The organism is Pseudomonas azerbaijanoccidentalis (assembly GCF_019145495.1).
Taxonomy (GTDB): Bacteria; Pseudomonadota; Gammaproteobacteria; order Pseudomonadales; family Pseudomonadaceae; genus Aquipseudomonas; species Aquipseudomonas azerbaijanoccidentalis.
The window spans coordinates 977,328-993,411 of the sequence record NZ_JAHSTU010000001.1; the positions used below are offsets into that span (position 1 = coordinate 977,328).

At 60.1% G+C, this 16,084-nt stretch carries 16 protein-coding genes and 1 pseudogene; 4 read left to right on the plus strand and 13 right to left on the minus strand.

Going from position 1 to position 16,084, the window contains the following annotated elements:
* Positions 1 to 31 precede the first annotated feature (31 nt).
* A complete protein-coding gene (locus KVG88_RS04040) occupies positions 32 to 547 on the plus strand; it encodes an HvfX family Cu-binding RiPP maturation protein (RefSeq protein WP_217870402.1) in 516 nt (171 codons plus the stop codon).
* Positions 548 to 616: 69 nt separating this feature from the next.
* Here the strand turns inward: KVG88_RS04040 and KVG88_RS04045 are convergent, their stop codons facing one another.
* From KVG88_RS04045 to KVG88_RS04075, 7 genes and pseudogenes are all read right to left on the minus strand, one after another.
* Positions 617 to 1,696, minus strand: a complete 1,080-nt coding sequence (locus tag KVG88_RS04045; protein ID WP_217870403.1) for a putative urea ABC transporter substrate-binding protein — start codon at positions 1,694 to 1,696, stop codon at positions 617 to 619.
* A gap of 39 nt (positions 1,697 to 1,735) precedes the next feature.
* Positions 1,736 to 2,683, minus strand: a complete 948-nt coding sequence (locus tag KVG88_RS04050) for a hypothetical protein (protein WP_217870404.1) — start codon at positions 2,681 to 2,683, stop codon at positions 1,736 to 1,738.
* Between the two features lies 1 nt (position 2,684).
* Positions 2,685 to 3,734 (minus strand): isopenicillin N synthase family dioxygenase, encoded by a 1,050-nt coding sequence (locus KVG88_RS04055; protein ID WP_437179928.1) that lies wholly within the window; start codon positions 3,732 to 3,734, stop codon positions 2,685 to 2,687.
* 259 nt (positions 3,735 to 3,993) lie between these two features.
* Positions 3,994 to 5,517: an ArnT family glycosyltransferase gene (locus KVG88_RS04060; RefSeq protein ID WP_150704573.1), complete on the minus strand. Its 1,524-nt coding sequence runs from the start codon at positions 5,515 to 5,517 to the stop codon at positions 3,994 to 3,996.
* A gap of 3 nt (positions 5,518 to 5,520) precedes the next feature.
* The gene (locus KVG88_RS04065; RefSeq protein WP_217870405.1) at positions 5,521 to 5,799 is read right to left on the minus strand and encodes a lipid-A-disaccharide synthase N-terminal domain-containing protein; all 279 of its coding nucleotides are present in this window, start codon (positions 5,797 to 5,799) and stop codon (positions 5,521 to 5,523) included.
* Positions 5,796 to 6,536: pseudogene (locus KVG88_RS04070) on the minus strand (glycosyltransferase family 2 protein). The gene KVG88_RS04065 and the pseudogene KVG88_RS04070 overlap by 4 nt, the downstream one beginning before the upstream one ends.
* 189 nt (positions 6,537 to 6,725) lie before the next feature.
* Positions 6,726 to 7,346, minus strand: coding sequence for a cell wall hydrolase (locus KVG88_RS04075; RefSeq protein ID WP_150704570.1), 621 nt, complete (start codon positions 7,344 to 7,346; stop codon positions 6,726 to 6,728).
* Between the two features lie 142 nt (positions 7,347 to 7,488).
* Here KVG88_RS04075 and KVG88_RS04080 point away from each other — a divergent pair, with 142 nt between their 5' ends.
* The 3 genes from KVG88_RS04080 (at position 7,489) to KVG88_RS04090 (ending at position 10,373) form a co-directional block, all read left to right on the plus strand.
* Positions 7,489 to 8,340 (plus strand): CAP domain-containing protein, encoded by an 852-nt coding sequence (locus KVG88_RS04080; RefSeq protein ID WP_150704569.1) that lies wholly within the window; start codon positions 7,489 to 7,491, stop codon positions 8,338 to 8,340.
* 129 nt (positions 8,341 to 8,469) lie between these two features.
* Positions 8,470 to 9,468 (plus strand): GTP 3',8-cyclase MoaA, encoded by a 999-nt coding sequence (moaA, locus tag KVG88_RS04085; protein WP_217870406.1) that lies wholly within the window; start codon positions 8,470 to 8,472, stop codon positions 9,466 to 9,468.
* A gap of 5 nt (positions 9,469 to 9,473) precedes the next feature.
* Complete coding sequence (locus KVG88_RS04090) at positions 9,474 to 10,373, plus strand: bestrophin family protein (protein ID WP_217870407.1); 900 nt, start codon at positions 9,474 to 9,476, stop codon at positions 10,371 to 10,373.
* A gap of 31 nt (positions 10,374 to 10,404) precedes the next feature.
* On the opposite strand, the gene KVG88_RS04095 is transcribed toward KVG88_RS04090, so the two are convergent.
* The 6 genes from KVG88_RS04095 to KVG88_RS04120 form a co-directional block, all read right to left on the minus strand.
* A complete protein-coding gene (locus tag KVG88_RS04095; protein WP_150704566.1) occupies positions 10,405 to 10,995 on the minus strand; it encodes a GGDEF domain-containing protein in 591 nt (196 codons plus the stop codon).
* Between the two features lie 74 nt (positions 10,996 to 11,069).
* Complete coding sequence (locus KVG88_RS04100; RefSeq protein ID WP_150704565.1) at positions 11,070 to 11,651, minus strand: hypothetical protein; 582 nt, start codon at positions 11,649 to 11,651, stop codon at positions 11,070 to 11,072.
* A 1-nt stretch (position 11,652) separates the two neighbouring features.
* A complete protein-coding gene (locus KVG88_RS04105; RefSeq protein ID WP_217870408.1) occupies positions 11,653 to 13,821 on the minus strand; it encodes a xanthine dehydrogenase family protein molybdopterin-binding subunit in 2,169 nt (722 codons plus the stop codon).
* 7 nt (positions 13,822 to 13,828) lie between these two features.
* Complete coding sequence (locus KVG88_RS04110) at positions 13,829 to 14,284, minus strand: (2Fe-2S)-binding protein (RefSeq protein ID WP_150704563.1); 456 nt, start codon at positions 14,282 to 14,284, stop codon at positions 13,829 to 13,831.
* 392 nt (positions 14,285 to 14,676) lie between these two features.
* Positions 14,677 to 15,831, minus strand: coding sequence for an NnrS family protein (locus tag KVG88_RS04115; protein ID WP_217870409.1), 1,155 nt, complete (start codon positions 15,829 to 15,831; stop codon positions 14,677 to 14,679).
* A complete protein-coding gene (locus KVG88_RS04120) occupies positions 15,831 to 16,079 on the minus strand; it encodes a transmembrane sensor/regulator PpyR (protein WP_150704561.1) in 249 nt (82 codons plus the stop codon). Before KVG88_RS04120 ends, KVG88_RS04115 begins: the two co-directional genes overlap by 1 nt.
* Positions 16,080 to 16,084 lie beyond the last annotated feature (5 nt).

The window sequence follows — 16,084 nt, forward strand, 5'->3', positions numbered from 1 at the left end:
GATACCCCTGACTTGAAGGAGACCACAGTCCATGAGCACTTCGATTTCATCGGCCGTCAAAGGCCTGCACCTGAACCTTGACCGCGCCGGCAACTGGCTCGCGCCTCTGACGCTGCGGGTGTTCCTGGCCTGGGAGTTTTTCGAGTCAGGCCTGGAGAAATTCAACGGCGAAAACTGGTTTGCCGACATTCAGGACCGCTTCCTTTTCCCGTTCAACCACCTGCCGGCCACGCTGAATTGGGAGCTGTCGATGTGGGCTGAATTGATCTGCGCCCTCGCCTTGCTGGTCGGTTTGGCCACACGATTTTCGGCCATCAGCCTGATCGTGGTCACCATTGTCGCGACCGCCGCCGTGCACTGGCCGGCCGACTGGTCGAGCTTGAGCGAACTGGCCCAGGGTTACTCGATCACCAACAAAGGCTACGGTAACTTCAAACTGCCGCTGATTTATCTTGCCGCGCTGGTTCCACTGGTGTTCACGGGGCCTGGCAAGTTCAGCCTTGATACGTTGTTGGCGCGGTTCTTCTGGCGTCGTAGCCACAGTTAAGAATCACCTGATCGACAAAAGGGGACTTGCATGAAGTCCCCTTTTTTTACCTTCTTGGCCGATGCCCAGTCAGAGCTGTCCGGCCACCGCCATGTTCACAAATCGCGTATCGAATCGCAGCTTGATGTTGTTCGTGTCACCCAGGGTCGAACCATCGGCGAACTGCATGCCCACTGCGTCAGCACTGGTAGCTGCCTGACCGAGCAAGCCCTTGGCGAAAGAGAACGTGCGAACCTTGTCCATGGTCTGGCGAATAGCGTCGGAATTGGCAAACTCAAAGGCTGTGGCGGGCGTGTAGAAGAGCATGGTCTGCGTGAGTTGATCTTCGTAACCCTTCAGGTCAGTACCCGAGCGCTCGGCCATTGAAGTGCGCGCGGCGAGCGCCTTTTCGTTGTCGCCGGACATCAATTGCAAGGTCTCGAACCATGCGCCCACCAGCGCCTTGCCCAACTCAGGATTGGCCGCCAGCGTCTCGGTGTTGACCGCCATCATGTCGATGATTTCCCCCGGAATCTCTTTGGACGTGAAGACTTGAGTCGCCGTGGGTGACTGCTTCATCACCATGCTCAACTGTGGGTTCCACAGCGCGGCTGCGGTAACGCCAGTGGTGGAGAAAGAAGCCACCGCATCAGCGTCGGAGGTGTTCATGATCTTGATGTCGCGCTGGCTTAGACCATGAATATCCAGAGCCCTGGACATCAGGTAGTCGGACACCGACAGCTCCACCAGATTGACTTGCTGCCCTTTTATATCGGCGAAGGTCTTGCCGTGCTTGAGGATGATGGCATCGTTGCCGTTGGAGTAATCCCCAAGGATCAAGCCGGTGGTATCCACGCCGTTCGCGCTCGGAATGGTCAACGCATCCATGTTGGTCATACCGCAGGCATCGAATGCGCCCGCGGCGTACTGGTTGATCGACTCGATGTAGTCATTGAGCTGAACCAGTTCGATTTTGATCCCGTACTTTTTTGCCCACTTGTCGATGATCCCGTGTTCGCTGGCATAGCCCCACGGCATCCAGCCGGAATAGATCGACCAGGCAACCTTGAACTCCTGCTTTTTCTCAGCGGCCGACGCGCCGAAAGCCAGACAGGCCAATGCCAGCAACACAGCAGTGAAACGGTAAAAAACGCACGAGAATGCCTTCATGGAAACCTCACGGGTTATGAATGGGGTGACGCGTTGGGTTCAAACGACTGGCCGGGTGTAACGGCTCAATGTCGGGGCTTCGCGCTCATACCATTGCGCAGCATCACCGTTGAACCCGGTGGCTTGCGCAAAATGGACAAGGGGTTCCAACGTATCGATGGCGAATATCCGCTCGCGGTCAATGCCATCGATCCGCAGCCGTTGGCTGACGTGGACGCCATCTTCCAGACGATCGAAACCATCCAGTGGCAGCAGCGGCTGGCTGACGCGTGCAGCGCAGGTCGAAAGGGTTACCGGGTAGCCATCGGCCAAAGAGCCCCGGGCGACCGAGGTTTCAAAGTTGAATGCGCGGTTCAGCCATTGCGGATCATCCCCCAGGCGCGCGATCATATCCCGCAGCATCGCGCCCTTCGGCTCACTCTGCAGCGGCTGCGCCCGCCCAAGCACCATCGCGGCATAATCACCGCAGACAATCAGGCCACCACCGCGGTGGCGCACGATGCCGCTCTCCAACTCCCGGTCCTCCAGCAGACGCAAACCGATCAATGCACCCGGCGCAGACGACTGCAGCCGCCAGTCTTCGACGTATGCACCACTGGGCGCGAACTCGATCATGCAGTTGCCGATGCGCTTCAACACACCGGGCTCGGGCCAACGGTTATGCACCTGAAAGGATGTATCGGTATGCCAACTGAGGGTGTTGCCTTCCCAGGCACACAAGGCTTCCCAACCTTCGTAATTGGCCAGTTGCTGCAACTCTTCAACACTACAGGCAGCCAGCGGCTTGGCCGGCACTTGATGTTGTTCGAGCGGCAGACGCAAATCGAGGGTGAAGTTGCGGCTTTGGAACCAGCAGACGTGGGTCTGGGTATCGGTCAGACCGTCGGCGAAGCTGATCGCCTGGCGCTTGTAGAAACCCAGCATCCAGTCTGGAACGCCGTGGGCAGGCTGTTGCGCGAAGCGGGCGACAAGTTCTGAGAGGTGCATGTCAAACCTCCATCGCGTGGGCGGCGCGACCGAAAGAAGACAGGCCCTTGGCGCCGTCCGGCAAGCTCAGTTCACCACTGGCCAGCCGCTGCTTGAGGTAGCGGAATGTCTGCAAGGTTTGCGCGTAGAGATGGTCGCCACAAACGAGCGGACCATAACGGCCAGGCGTTGCCGCGTCGACCAGCTGAGCGATAGGTTCAATGATCGTGTCGTAATCACAGGCACAGAACATCGGGAACGAAAAACGCTCCTCGGCGACTTTACGAACCCGGTGGGAAGTCGCTACGTACCGGCCATTACTCAGTACTTCCAGCATGTCGCCAATGTTGATGACAAATGCTCCGTCCACCAACGGCACGTCGATCCACTGCCCTGCCCCGTTGAGGACTTCCAGGCCCGGAGCCGTCGGCAACAGAATCGTGAAGCACTCATAATCCGTGTGCGCACCAATGCCGGGACGATCTGTCGGTGCCTGCGGCGAGAAGGGATAGTGAATCAACCGCAGCTGGCTCGGTGGCTGTTTGACGTATTGGCTGATGGCATTTTCCGGCAACCCCAATGCCAATGCGAAACCGCGAAAAAGCGTGAGGCTGAGGTTGAACACCGCGTCGTAGTAAGCCTTGACGTCCTGTTTGAACCCCGGCAACGCCGGCCAGCGATTGGCGCCCAGCATCGGCCGACGTCCCTGGGACGACGGGTAATCGAAACCGACATCGAACGCTTCTTTGTGGTCGATGCTGCCCTCGACGAACTGCTCCTCGCCCTCGGGCACGTAACCGCTGTGATTGCTCGAATGCCCGATGTAGTCCTGCATTTTCTGTTCGAGCGGCTGCGCAAAGTACTCCGCCGCTCGCTGCTTGAGACCATTGATAACCTGCGGATCGATGCCGTGCCCGGTCACGTAAAGAAAGCCCGCTTGCGAGGCGGCATCTCCCAGGGCGGCAGCAGCTTCGGCCCGATCAGCCGGGGTCGTCGAAAACAGCCCGCGAATGTCCACGAGGGGCAGCGTCTTGAAGGCTGAATGCGGGGTGATTCGAGGCATGGGCACCATTAGTAACCTCCTGATGATTAGTCAAAATGTCACCTGGTCGTCCAGATCCCACAAAGCCGTGAGGCCTCCGGGTCGTCCCGGATCTATCGCACCCGAAAAGGTGCGGGAGGGACTGAGCAATGTGCGTGCCACGTCAGTTGTGGCACGCAGGCTTTGCGTTTATCTCGTTGATTCTGAATAGGTATATGCGCAGTTTGCGGAATCGGAAGCATTCCTGCCGATATACGCAAGGCACCAGAATGGAACCTTGAAGCCCTGATTAATGCACAGCAAAGGACGCCCCGTTGAATCGATAGACCGTGGACGCCGGCCCCGGATGACACTGCCCGTTATCCGCCTCCACTCCGACAATCGACCACAAGGCTCTGGAGTTCTCCCCCAGTTCCCGCGCAGCCTCAGGCTTGAAGCAGCGACTCAGCACCTCATCCGGCACCAATGCGTAATCCTTGGGATGCTCTCGCAGCCATTGCGCCGCTCGCTCCACCGTCGAATCGAGCATGCCGAAATGCACGATCGGCTGGCGGGCAAACAGCCAGTGCCCCTCGCTCCAGTTGACCAGTACCAGGTCGGCGCCATGGGTCAGGGTGTTGGCCTGCGCCATGATCGTCTCATTGGGGTTGGTACCGTCCCTGATCGGTTCGACAAAGCCCCGGGCGAACCACAGCACAAACCAGGTCGCAACCAGCGCCGGGAACACTTTTCGAAAACGCGGACGCTGGCGGAACCAGCGTTGCAGCAGCCACGGTACCAACGGCGCGGCCACCAACACCAGCGCGGGCAGCGCCGGGTAAATGTACAGTTTGCGTTTGCCGCTGCTGATACAGAAAAACAGCACGACCAATGTCACCCAACCCAGCAACACCAGCACCCGACCGTCGCGCTTTTGCAACTGACGACGCCACGCGGGCACCAGCCATGGCAGCACCAACACCAGCGGCAGCCAATATTGCGGAATGACGTTGGTGAAGAAATACCAGAATGGCTCACGGTGGTGCCACGCGGCGGCGTAGCGGCCTGCGGTCTGGCGCAGGAGGATTTCCCGCGCATAGGCAATTTCTTCAGTGCTGCCGTTGAGCACAATGGACACGGCCAAAGGCAGTAACCAGATGGCAATAGCGGCCAGCATCAGCACACATCCAAGCAGCCATTTGCGTGCCTCACCCGGCATCGCCACCACGCCAGGCCAGCCTTGGCGAACGGCATACGCGTAGGGAATCAGCATCAGCGCCGGCAGAAATCCCACGCCTTTGGTGATCACGCCGATGCCCATCGCCGCGCATCCCACATAGAACCAGCGCCAGGCCGGCCCGAGCAGCAGATGCCGCGCCAACCCGTACAGGCCGAGGGTGGTGAATAGAATCAGGAAGCTGTCGATCTGCCCGGTGCGCAGGATGCTGTAGGTCTGATAAGTCGCCAGGTACAGCAACGCGGCGATGCGCCCGATGCGTTGGCTCCACAAGCGACGGCCAAGGTCGTAGACCATTGCCGTCACCGTTACCGCCGAAAACAGCCCCGGAATATACAGCGCGATGTTCGGTTTGCCGGTCAGCCAGACGAAGAACGCCACCGTCCACATGAAGATCGGCGGTTTGTCACCGTAGATTTCCCCGGCCCGGTGAGGGATCAGCCACGAGCCGTTGTGCAACATTTCCAGCGCCACGCCGAGGAAACGTTCTTCATCCACGTTCTGCGCCTGACGCAGCCCCAGACCCGCGCCGATCAACAACAGGGCAAAGAGCATCAGGCCCAGGCACTCGACCCGGGGTGGCAGCGTTCTGCGCATGACTTATTCCTTGAGGTCTTTGCTTCTTTTGATCAATTGCAAATTGCGCAGGTAGACGATAGAGCCGAACGCTTGACCGACGATGAACACCGGGTCCTGGCGATAGATCGCATACGCGAACAACAACGTGCTGCCGACGATGCTCAGGTACCAGAAGCTAGTCGGGATCACGCTGCGTTTTTTGTATTCGCTGTACAGCCACTGCAAGACAAAGCGACCGGTGAAGGCAATTTGGCCGGCAAAACCGACCATCAGCCACAGGGCTTCACGGGTCAGCATCATCCTTCGATCTCCTGCGCATGGGTGTTGAGGCGCGTGCGCCGGATCAGCCACCACACCCCCACCAGATCGAGAATGCCAACCAGGGCACGGTCAAGGTTGCCGTACTTGGAAACGCCGGTAGTGCGCGGACGGTGGTTGACCGGGTGAACGATCATGCGTCCGTTGTGCCGCTGGATCAGGGCTGGAATGTAGCGGTGCATGTGGTCGAAATACGGCAGGCGCAGAAAGGCTGCGCGCTCGACCAGTTTCAAGCCGCAACCGGTGTCCGGCGTGGCGTCCTTGAGCAAACGGCTGCGCAGGCCATTGGCGAAACGCGACGCCCAGCGTTTGCTGGCGGTGTCGCGACGGTTGACCCGGTGCCCGGCGACCAATTGCACGTCGACCCTGCCCGGTTAGCCGCGTACCAGTGCCAGCATTCCAGGGATGTCCGCCGGGTCGTTCTGCCCGTCGCCATCGAGGGTGGCCAACCATTGACCGCGCGCTTCGCGGGCCGCGTGGTAGAGCGACGTGCTCTGCCCCAGCGAACGCTCATGGTGCAGGATGCGCAAGGCGTCCAAGCCGTTGTGCTTGATCTGCCGCAGTTCGTGCAGGGTGGCATCGGTACTGCCATCGTCGACGACGATGATCTCGTAGGCCTCGTTGGCCAGCGCCACGCGAATTTCCTCCAGCAATGGCTTGAGGTTGGTCGCTTCGTTTTTTGCTGGAATCAGCACGGATACAAAAATGTCCTGGCTCATGGAGTCCCACAGCCCCGTGCGGACGCACCGGTCGGTGCGGTGTTGCTGCTCGATAACCACGCCTGTTCCATGTTCTGTTCCACTCATGACGTTTCTAACGCGTTGTTTGGTCAGAACGCTTGTAGAACAGAAATGTTTCAGTTTCGGTGGTCCAGATGCATTGCGAACGGTGTTCCCCCTTGAAAGCGACTACTTCGCATCCCCGCCTTGAGGCTTGTAAAACTTGAACAAACCGATGTTCGCCGTGTTGGTGTACTCCTTCGCCCAATTCGGTTTAACCGTGCGGTCATGGAAATACAACGCGCCTTTGGTGCGATCCGGCAGTTGCTTGTTCAGCGCCTTGCGCGCGATTTCCTTGGCCAGCGCGTAAGGCACTTCCTCCTGAACCGAGTCGGCGCGCCCGTCACACCACCAGGAAAACTGGCAGCTTTTGGTTTCCGAACCCTGCTTGACCACACCGCATACCGTATCGGGAAAACCTCCATGACCGAGGCGGTTCATGACCACGTTGGCCACTGCTTCCATATCGGCAGCGTCCTTGCCTTTGGCCTCCCAGTAGATCGACCGGGCGAGACAGGTAATGGCGTCGTCCAGCGGCGCCTTGCCCGCCGGGTCCACGGCCTGCACTTCGGGCTGGGTGATAGCTTCAGACTTAGGGACCGGTGCCGGACTGCTGTTGTCGGCAGCCTTCTGCTCAAGTACCTCGGCCTTGTCTTCGGCGACTTTTTGGGTTTGCTGTTGATCGGCGGCGAGTGCCGGACCGGCGAGCACTATCAGGGCGAGGCAGGTTGCTATCCAGTGATGGCGCATGGTTGGGCACTACTCAGTTGGCAGTTCGCTTGAGTGTAGTAGTGAAATGATTGCACTTGTGCCACAACTTTCGGGAAAATCCGTTGCCTGTGACAAGGTAACTTCGCGCATCATGGGCGCAGTCAGCTCAAGGGAGATTTCCATGCGTTTGCTACCATCCGCTATGCGCTTTGCCGGTGTGTCATTGGGCCTGCTGTTGGCCGCCAGCGCCGTGGCGAGCGAAGAGTCGCAGTTGATCGAGTCGATCAACGTCTATCGCAGCCAGTTGCAACGTTGCGCCGGCCAGGTTTCATCGGAGCTGCCACCCTTGGCAGCCGATCCGCGTTTGGCGCTGTCTGGCGCCAGCATCGGCAACCTGCAACAAGCCATGGCCGGCGCCGGTTACCCCATGAAGAACGTGCAGGCGATCAGCCTCTCCGGGCCGCGCGACGCGGCATCGGCGATGAAAGCGATTCAGGAAAGTTTTTGCCAGATCGTGCTCGACCCGCAATTTGTCGATGTCGGGGTGAGCCGACAGGACCGTGAGTGGCGCATTGTCGTGGCACGGCCCCTGTTGAGCGCACGCCTGGGCGACTGGCAAGCCGAAGGCCAGAAACTGCTGACCGAGCTGAACGCCGCACGCACCAAGCCACGCCAGTGCGGCACTCAATCATTCAACGCCACCACGCCACTGGCCTGGAACGCCACGCTGGGCAGCGCCGCCGAAGCCCATTCGCGCTCGATGGCCAACAACAACTTCTTCGACCACAAGGACCGCGACGGTCGCACACCGGGTGACCGCGCCGAGCTGGCGGGCTATAACTTTCAGCAAATCGGCGAAAACATCGCTGCCGGGCAAGACACTGTGCGCAAGGTCGTCGATGGCTGGCTGGCCAGCCCAGGCCACTGCGCCAACCTGATGAACCCGCAATTCAATGAGCTGGGCGCGGCGTATGCCAATGATCCGAAGAGTGATGCGGGCATCTACTGGACGGCGATGTTTGGTGCGCAGTAGACCCCATCATAGATCCGCTCGATCAAGCGGTTACTGATACTGATTGGACGTCCCTGCCGGATGCTCTTAGTCTGCGCACAAAGCCGTTAATCGCGGAGTACGCCACACGAGACGCCACGCGAGGATGTCATGTCAGAACGAGTCTTGATCGATGGGTTCTCCCGCCGCGTGGACTACCTGCGGATGTCGGTCACCGACCGCTGCGATTTCCGTTGCGTGTATTGCATGGCCGAGGACATGCAGTTTCTGCCGCGCCAACGGGTGCTGACCCTGGAAGAAATTTATCAACTGGCCGAAAGCTTCGTCGCGCTGGGCACCCGCAAAATCCGCCTGACCGGGGGCGAGCCCCTTATTCGTCCGGGCGTGGTGCAACTGTGCGAAAAGATCGCTGCCCTGCCCGGCTTGCGCGAGCTGTGCATGACCACCAATGGTTCGCAGTTGGCCAAACTGGCACAGCCCTTGTTCGACGCCGGGGTCAACCGCCTCAACATCAGCCTCGACTGCCTCGACCCGCAGCGCTTTCGCGAACTGACCCGCACCGGTGACCTGGCGCAGGTGATCAAGGGCATCGACGCCGCCAACCAGGCCGGTTTTCGCAACACCAAACTCAACTGCGTGGTGATGAAGGGCCGCAATGATCACGAGATCAATGATCTGGTGAGCTTCGCCATTGACCGCAACCTCGACATTTCCTTCATTGAAGAGATGCCACTGGGCACCATCGATGAACACAGCCGCGCCGAATCGTTTTATTCCAGCGCCCAGGTCCGTGAAAAGATCGCCGAACGCTACACTCTGATTGACTCCGCCGAGTCGACCCAAGGGCCGTCGCGTTACTGGCGGCTGGCCGAAGCGCCGCAGATTCGCCTGGGGTTCATTTCGCCCCACAGCCATAACTTCTGCGGCACCTGCAATCGGGTGCGGTTGACGGTCGAAGGTCGATTGCTGCTGTGCCTGGGCAATGAAAATTCGGTTGACCTGAAGGCCGTATTGCGTAGCCATCCCGGGCAGCCAGAACGCCTGGAGAAAGCCATCATCGAGGCGATGAAACTCAAACCCTATCGACACAACTTCGAAGTGAACGATGATGTGCAGGTGGTTCGCTTCATGAACATGACTGGCGGCTGAACCTCATGATTGTGAGACCCAAGCCAAACCTGATCGGCGTGCTGACTTCGCTCAAGGGTTCCATCGCCAAACGCATCGCCCGGCGCAGCCTGATGGTGACGCTGCTCGCCTCGGCCATCGTGCTCATCGAAACCCTGCACCCCATGTATTTTTCCAAGGTCAGTGCCACGCCCTTCACCCTGTTGGGTTTGTCGTTGTCGATTTTCATGAGCTTTCGCAACAACGCCTGTTATGACCGCTGGTATGAAGCGCGCAAAGCGTGGGGCGATGTGATCGTGGCAACCCGCTCGATGATCCGCGAAACCCTGGTGATCAAAGACACGGCGCAGCGACACCCGATTTTGAGCAACCTCTGCGGCTTCGCCCATGCCCTCAACGCGCGCCTGCGCCAGGAAAACGAACTGGCCGCCAGTGGCGACTGGCTGCAACCGATGCCCAGGAACGACACCACGGACATCAGCGGACAGATACTGATGCAGGTCGGCCAACAGTGCTCGGCACTCAACGAATCCGGGGCGATCAACGACTGGCGCTACACGCTCATGGCCAATCATTTGACCAGCCTGACCCATGCCCAGGCCGTGTGTGAACGGATCAAGAACACCCCGCTGCCATTCCCCTACACCCTGCTGTTACACCGGACCATTTACCTGTTCTGCATCCTGCTGCCGTTCGCCATGGCCGAACCGCTGGGCTGGCTGACACCGATTTTCACGGCGATTGTCAGCTACACCTTTTTCGGCCTGGACGCGATTGCCGATGAACTGGAAGACCCGTTCGGCCGCGACGAAAACGACCTCCCCACCGACGCTATCGTGCGCAACATCGAACGCGATGTACTGGCTGCGATGGGCACGACAGAATTGCCGCCTCAACTGGAACCGGTGGAGTTCGTGCTGAGCTGATAGCCATCGTGCTGGCGATGGGGCAGTCAATTCAGCACACTCCGCGGCCCAAGACCTTTTCCGCCTCGGCCAAAAGCTCCTCGAACGAGCCATGCACCGTGGGATCGTATTCAATCTGCCCAATGCTGAACCTGATGTCATAGCCCCGGTGCAGCGTGGCATTGCGCTCATCGAGCATTTCTTCAAACCGCGCCTTGATCGCCGTGAGATCCACGCTGCCGGAACCTGTGAGCAAGGCCACAAAAGTCGCACCTTCCAGTCGCCCGATCACATCACTTTCGCGGAAGCCGATGCGCAGCACATCCGCGAAGGTTTTCAGGGCATCGTCGCCCTCGGCACGCCCGAACAGGTAGTTGATGCGTTTGAAATCATCGAGGTTGAAGAACAGCAGCGTCGCTGGCCGTTCCAGTTGCGCGCAGGCCTCCAGGGCCATTTGGGCCAACGCCAAGAAGCCGTGGCGATTGGACAACAACGTCAACTCATCCATGCTTGCCATCTGCACGCCCGTCAGCGCCTGCTCAGCCTGGCGGGCCAGGTCGCGCAACAGTTCGCGCTCCTGTGCGGGCGTGCGCAAAGGGTCTGCGCAGACGCTTTTCTTGTGCGGCTTGCCTGAAATCAGCATCACATACTCCATTGGTGGGTATGTTCTTTAGAGCCCTCCAAAGCGGGTTTGACTCCCTGTTTACGGGCCGTTGGTCAGCTTCCCGTTACCGGGCACGGCCCACCGGCATCCGCCCAGAGCTTGAATTGCGTGACAAAAACATCGTGCGCCACCGGTACCGGCGCGCGATTACCGCCCGGATTCCAGCCCCACAACACCAGTTTGTCTTCGCTGACGTGCTTGATCAGCGCGGCGAAATCACGGTCACCATTGCTCCCGCGGTCCTTGATCATGGCGCACAGTTTGTCGGGAGGCAGGCCGATCCAGGCCATTTTGTGTGCTGCCGGCGGCAGGCTCCAATGCGGCGCTCCCGGTGGAGCCTTGGGACCGTAACTGGCCGGCGGATTGGCTTCGGCGTGGCAACTGGCGCAGGGCAAACCGGCCGCCCCTTTGCCGTCCATCCCCCGCACCACGTTCATCGCGTGGGGTGTACCGGCATCGAATTGCAACGGCGAGTCACCGGGAATATGGCAATTCTGGCACCGGGGGCTCTGGAACACCTGTCGCACGGTGTCGAACGCCTTCAGGGCCTCCTTGTCTTCGGCAAACAGCTCCGTTGTGTAGATAAACAGGCAGAACAGGGTCAGCGAACCCAACACCCAATGATGACGTCTCATTTCACACCCCCGACAATTGCAACGGCAGCTCCCGCAGGCGCTGGCCGGTCAAGGCGAACACCGCGTTGGCCACCGCCGGGGCCGTGGGCGGTACACCGGCTTCGCCGATGCCACCGGGTTTATCGCTGCTGGGCACGATGTGCACTTCGACCACCGGCATCTCGTTGAGGCGCAGCACTTGATAGTCGTGATAGTTGGATTGCACCACCTGGCCGTCCTTGAACGTCAGGTGACTGTGCAAGGTAAAGCCCAACCCGAAGGCGATGCATGACTCCATTTGCGCGGCGATGCTCTGCGGGTTGACCGCGATCCCGCAATCCACCGCACACACCACGCGATGCACGCGAATCGCGAGGTTGTCCTGGGACACCTCCGCCACCTGCGCCACATAACTGCCGAATGATTCGTGCACCGCCACGCCCAAGGCATGGCCGTCCGCCAGTGGCGCTTTCCAGTTGGCTTTTTCCACGGCCAGGTTCAAGACGCCCAAGTGCCGCGGATGCTCTTTGAGCAGCGTTCGTCGGTACTCCACCGGGTCTTTCCCCGCTGCGCTGGCCAACTCGTCAATCAACGACTCCATGACGAACGCCGTGTGGCTGTGCCCCACTGAACGCAACCACAACACGCTGATGCCGGTTTGCGGCGAGTGCAGGTCAACTTGATGATTGGCCATTCCCTCCAGATAAGGACTGTCCGCCACACCTTCGACGGACGTTTTATCGATGCCGTCCTTGACCATGGTCGCTTCGAGCGACGTGCCGGCCATGATCGACTGCCCGACCATTACGTGTTTCCACGCCACCGGCAGGCCATCGGCGCCCAGACCAACCTGCGCCTGATGCAAGAACGCCGAGCGGTAATAACCGCCACGGATGTCATCCTCCCGCGCCCACACGGTTTTGACCGGTCCGCCCGCCGCTTTGGCGACGTACACCGCTTCGGCAACAAAGTCCGATGTCGGGTTGGCCCGCCGACCGAAACCGCCACCGAGGAATTCGGTATGGATTTCCACCTGCTCGGGCTTGAGCCCGGTGATTTTCCCGGCAATCAACTGGTCCAGGGTCTGGAACTGCGTGCCGGTCCAGATCTCGCATTTGTCCTGGGTGATGTTCACGGTGCAGTTGAGCGGCTCCATCGGCGCATGGGCCAGGTAAGGCACGCTGTACTCGACATCGAGTTTCTTCACAGCCTTGGCCAATGCGGCACTGGTGTCCCCTGCCTTGCTGGCCGGCAGGCCCGGGGTGGCGGCGAGTTTGCGGAAACTCTCCAGCAGTTTCTGACTGTCGAGCCCGGCGTTGGGCCCCAGGTCCCACTCGACGTGCAGCGCATCACGGCCCAGTTTCGCCGCCCAGTAATGATCAGCGATCACTGCCACACCGGTTGGCACCTGCAGCACTTTGTGCACACCGGGGATGGCCAGCGCCTCAGCACCTTCGAAGGATTTGACCTTACCGCCGAAGACCGGCGAACGGGCGACCATGGCGGTCATCAAACCGTCGAACTGCACGTCCATGCCGAACTTCGCCCGACCGGTGATCTTCTCCGGTGTGTCCAGGCGCTTGGTGGGCTTGCCGATGATCGTCCAGTCCTTGGCTTCCTTGAGTTTGATTGACGCAGGGTCCGGCACCGGCAGCTTGCCGGCGTCATCGGCCAACTCGCCGTACGTGGCGCGCTGGGCACCGGCAATTACCACGCCGGACTCGGTACGAACCTGCGAAGGCGCCACGTTAAAACGTTTGGCTGCTGCCTCTATCAACATCAACCGCGCCGCCGCGCCGGCCTGGCGATAGCGGTCGAACTCCATCCAGGTCGAGGTCGAACCACCGGTGATCTGCATCCCGCCAAACCCGGCCATGCCGTAATCGGCGGCCGAGGCCGGTGAATGCTCGACTTTGATTTTCGACCAGTCGGCATCCAGCTCTTCGGCGATCAACATGGTCAGGCCGGTCCAGATGCCCTGGCCCATTTCCGAATGACCGAGCAACACTGTGACGGTGTTGTCATTGCCAATACGCAGGAACGCATTGGGCGCGAACACGTTGCCCTGATTCTCCGCTGCCGCGGCAAACCGATGGGCACCGGGGATGACAAACGCCACCACCAACCCACCGCCCAACACGGCAGTGCCTTTGAGGAAACCGCGACGCGATAACGGATTGAGACTGTTCATGACCACCTCAACCCAACTCGGCGGCGCGTTTGACCGCGGCGCGAATTCTCGGATAGGTGCCGCAGCGGCAGATATTGCCCGACAGCGCTTGATCAATGTCGGTATCCGTCGGCTTCGGGATCTTCGCCAGCAACGCCGCGGCCGACATGATCTGTCCGGACTGGCAGTAACCGCACTGCACCACATCAAGTTCGGCCCAGGCTTGTTGCACCGGGTGCGAACCGTCGAGGGACAGGCCCTCGATGGTCAGGATTTTTTGCCCGTGGGCCACGGCCGTGGCCGGGGTAATGCACGAACGCAGCGGCGCGCCATCGACGTGCACCGTGCAGGCACCGCACTGGGCCATGCCACAACCAAACTTGGTCCCAGTCAGGTGCGCAACATCACGCAAGACCCAGAGCAGCGGCATGTCCGCGGGGACATCCAGCTCCTGATCCTTGCCGTTTATATTCAGGGTCAGCATTGCGAAGATCCTCAGACTCACGGTGTTCTGAAGGGGCGTCGCTGTGGTGATCTGCAACCTACGCGCGCCTCGGGGTATCCATACAGCTAAGCGCAAATTGCTCGCAGGGCCGGGGTGTATCGACCACCGGTCATCGGTGGAGGGTTTACACAGCTGGCTCGTAGCCATTTACCTGTAGCCGCTGTGGAGCGAAGCGAGGGTGCGAGTTTTTGAGCGGGGACATCCGCGGAATCAGGTTGGCTGCTGGGGCGCCATCGCCAGCAGGCTGGCTCCCACAGAAGAGCAAAGCGGCGTACACCTGAGCTCTTCACCCCGAGCCTAAGCGAGGGGCCGTACGTAAGGGCGAAACCATAAGCAGCCGTTACCGCAGCAACGGATATGTCCTCAACAGCTCAAACCCTCGACCGAAACAAAACCCCGGTATACCGCAACAAAAACACCCCAAACCCCAAACACCAAAGCACCGCCGAAAGCCCCAGCCCCAACCCCGAAAACGGCACCAGCGCCACACGCAACAGACCCGCGAACAACACCAGAACAAACCCCGCAACAATCACTTTCGAAGGCATCAAAGCGCGCCCGGTATGCCCCAGACTCACCCGCGCAATCATCGCCAGAATCAACCCACCCACACCACCCACCGCCAACGAATGAGTGGCCAGACTCTGCAGCGGCATCCAGCCCAAATGCCACAACGCCATGGCAAAAACCGCCACCACCAGCCAGACATACGCCAGATACAGCGACCACAACAACGGCACATGCCACAGCCCCCGATCATGCCAGCGCCACAAGCGAAACAGCTGTAAAACACCCATCAACCCAAACACCGCCGCCAGCCAAAAACTCGGCACCTCCTGCCAGCCAAGGGCAAAAGTCAGCGCGACAAACAAACCACCCACCAGCAAAACCCGGGTCGGCCACGGATTGGCAGCCGGTGTAGCCGGCCGATTCAAACCCCGCTGAATAAAGAACGGAATCACTCGCCCGCCAATCAAACTCATCAGCCCACCGACCAGCCACAACGCCGCCAACACACCGCGTCGTTGCAGACCCACATCGTCGGTCCACAGCCCCCAAAGCGTCATCACCTGACACCCGGCCAGTAACGAGACCATCAACAACACCGGATAATTGTCGCGCTTGCCGGCAGCCACCAGATCACGTCCCAGCACCCATGCCAGCAACGGCAAAAATGGCAATTGCAAAAGCAGCAACACAACAGGCGAAACCGGCAGCGCCCAGGCAAGACGTGCGAAAAACCACACCAGCACCAGCCCGATCAAAGGCCAACCGTTGAGCCCCGGGCGCCCCGTCCAGTTCGGCACCGCCGTGAGCAGGAACCCGGCGATGATCGCCACGGCGAACCCGAACGGCATTTCATGGCGATGCCAGGCCAGCATGCCGCCCACCGGTTGCGCACCCGGTAATCGGCCGTATAACCACAAGGCCCAGATCGCCACCGCCAGCGCTGCGAACGCCGCACCGGCGAGAAAGAATGGGCGAAAGCCAAGGCTGAAAACCGGTGCAGCCGCCAGGTTGCGCATCAGGCCAGTGCCCGCGCCACAGGCTTGTGCAAGCGGTGCTGGGACAGCAGGCGCATGACGTAGCCGATTTTCAGCAAGGTTGGCCCGACAATGGTCATGGCGTGCAGCGACACCAGCGCCAGAATCGACAGATGACCTTCGTAGAGATAGGCGCCGTAGATGCCGGCCAGCAGCATCGCCAGGCCCACGCCGAGTACACGGCTGGAGAGGTGCAGAACGTTCTGAGGATTGCTGAAGAAATGGAACATTTTCC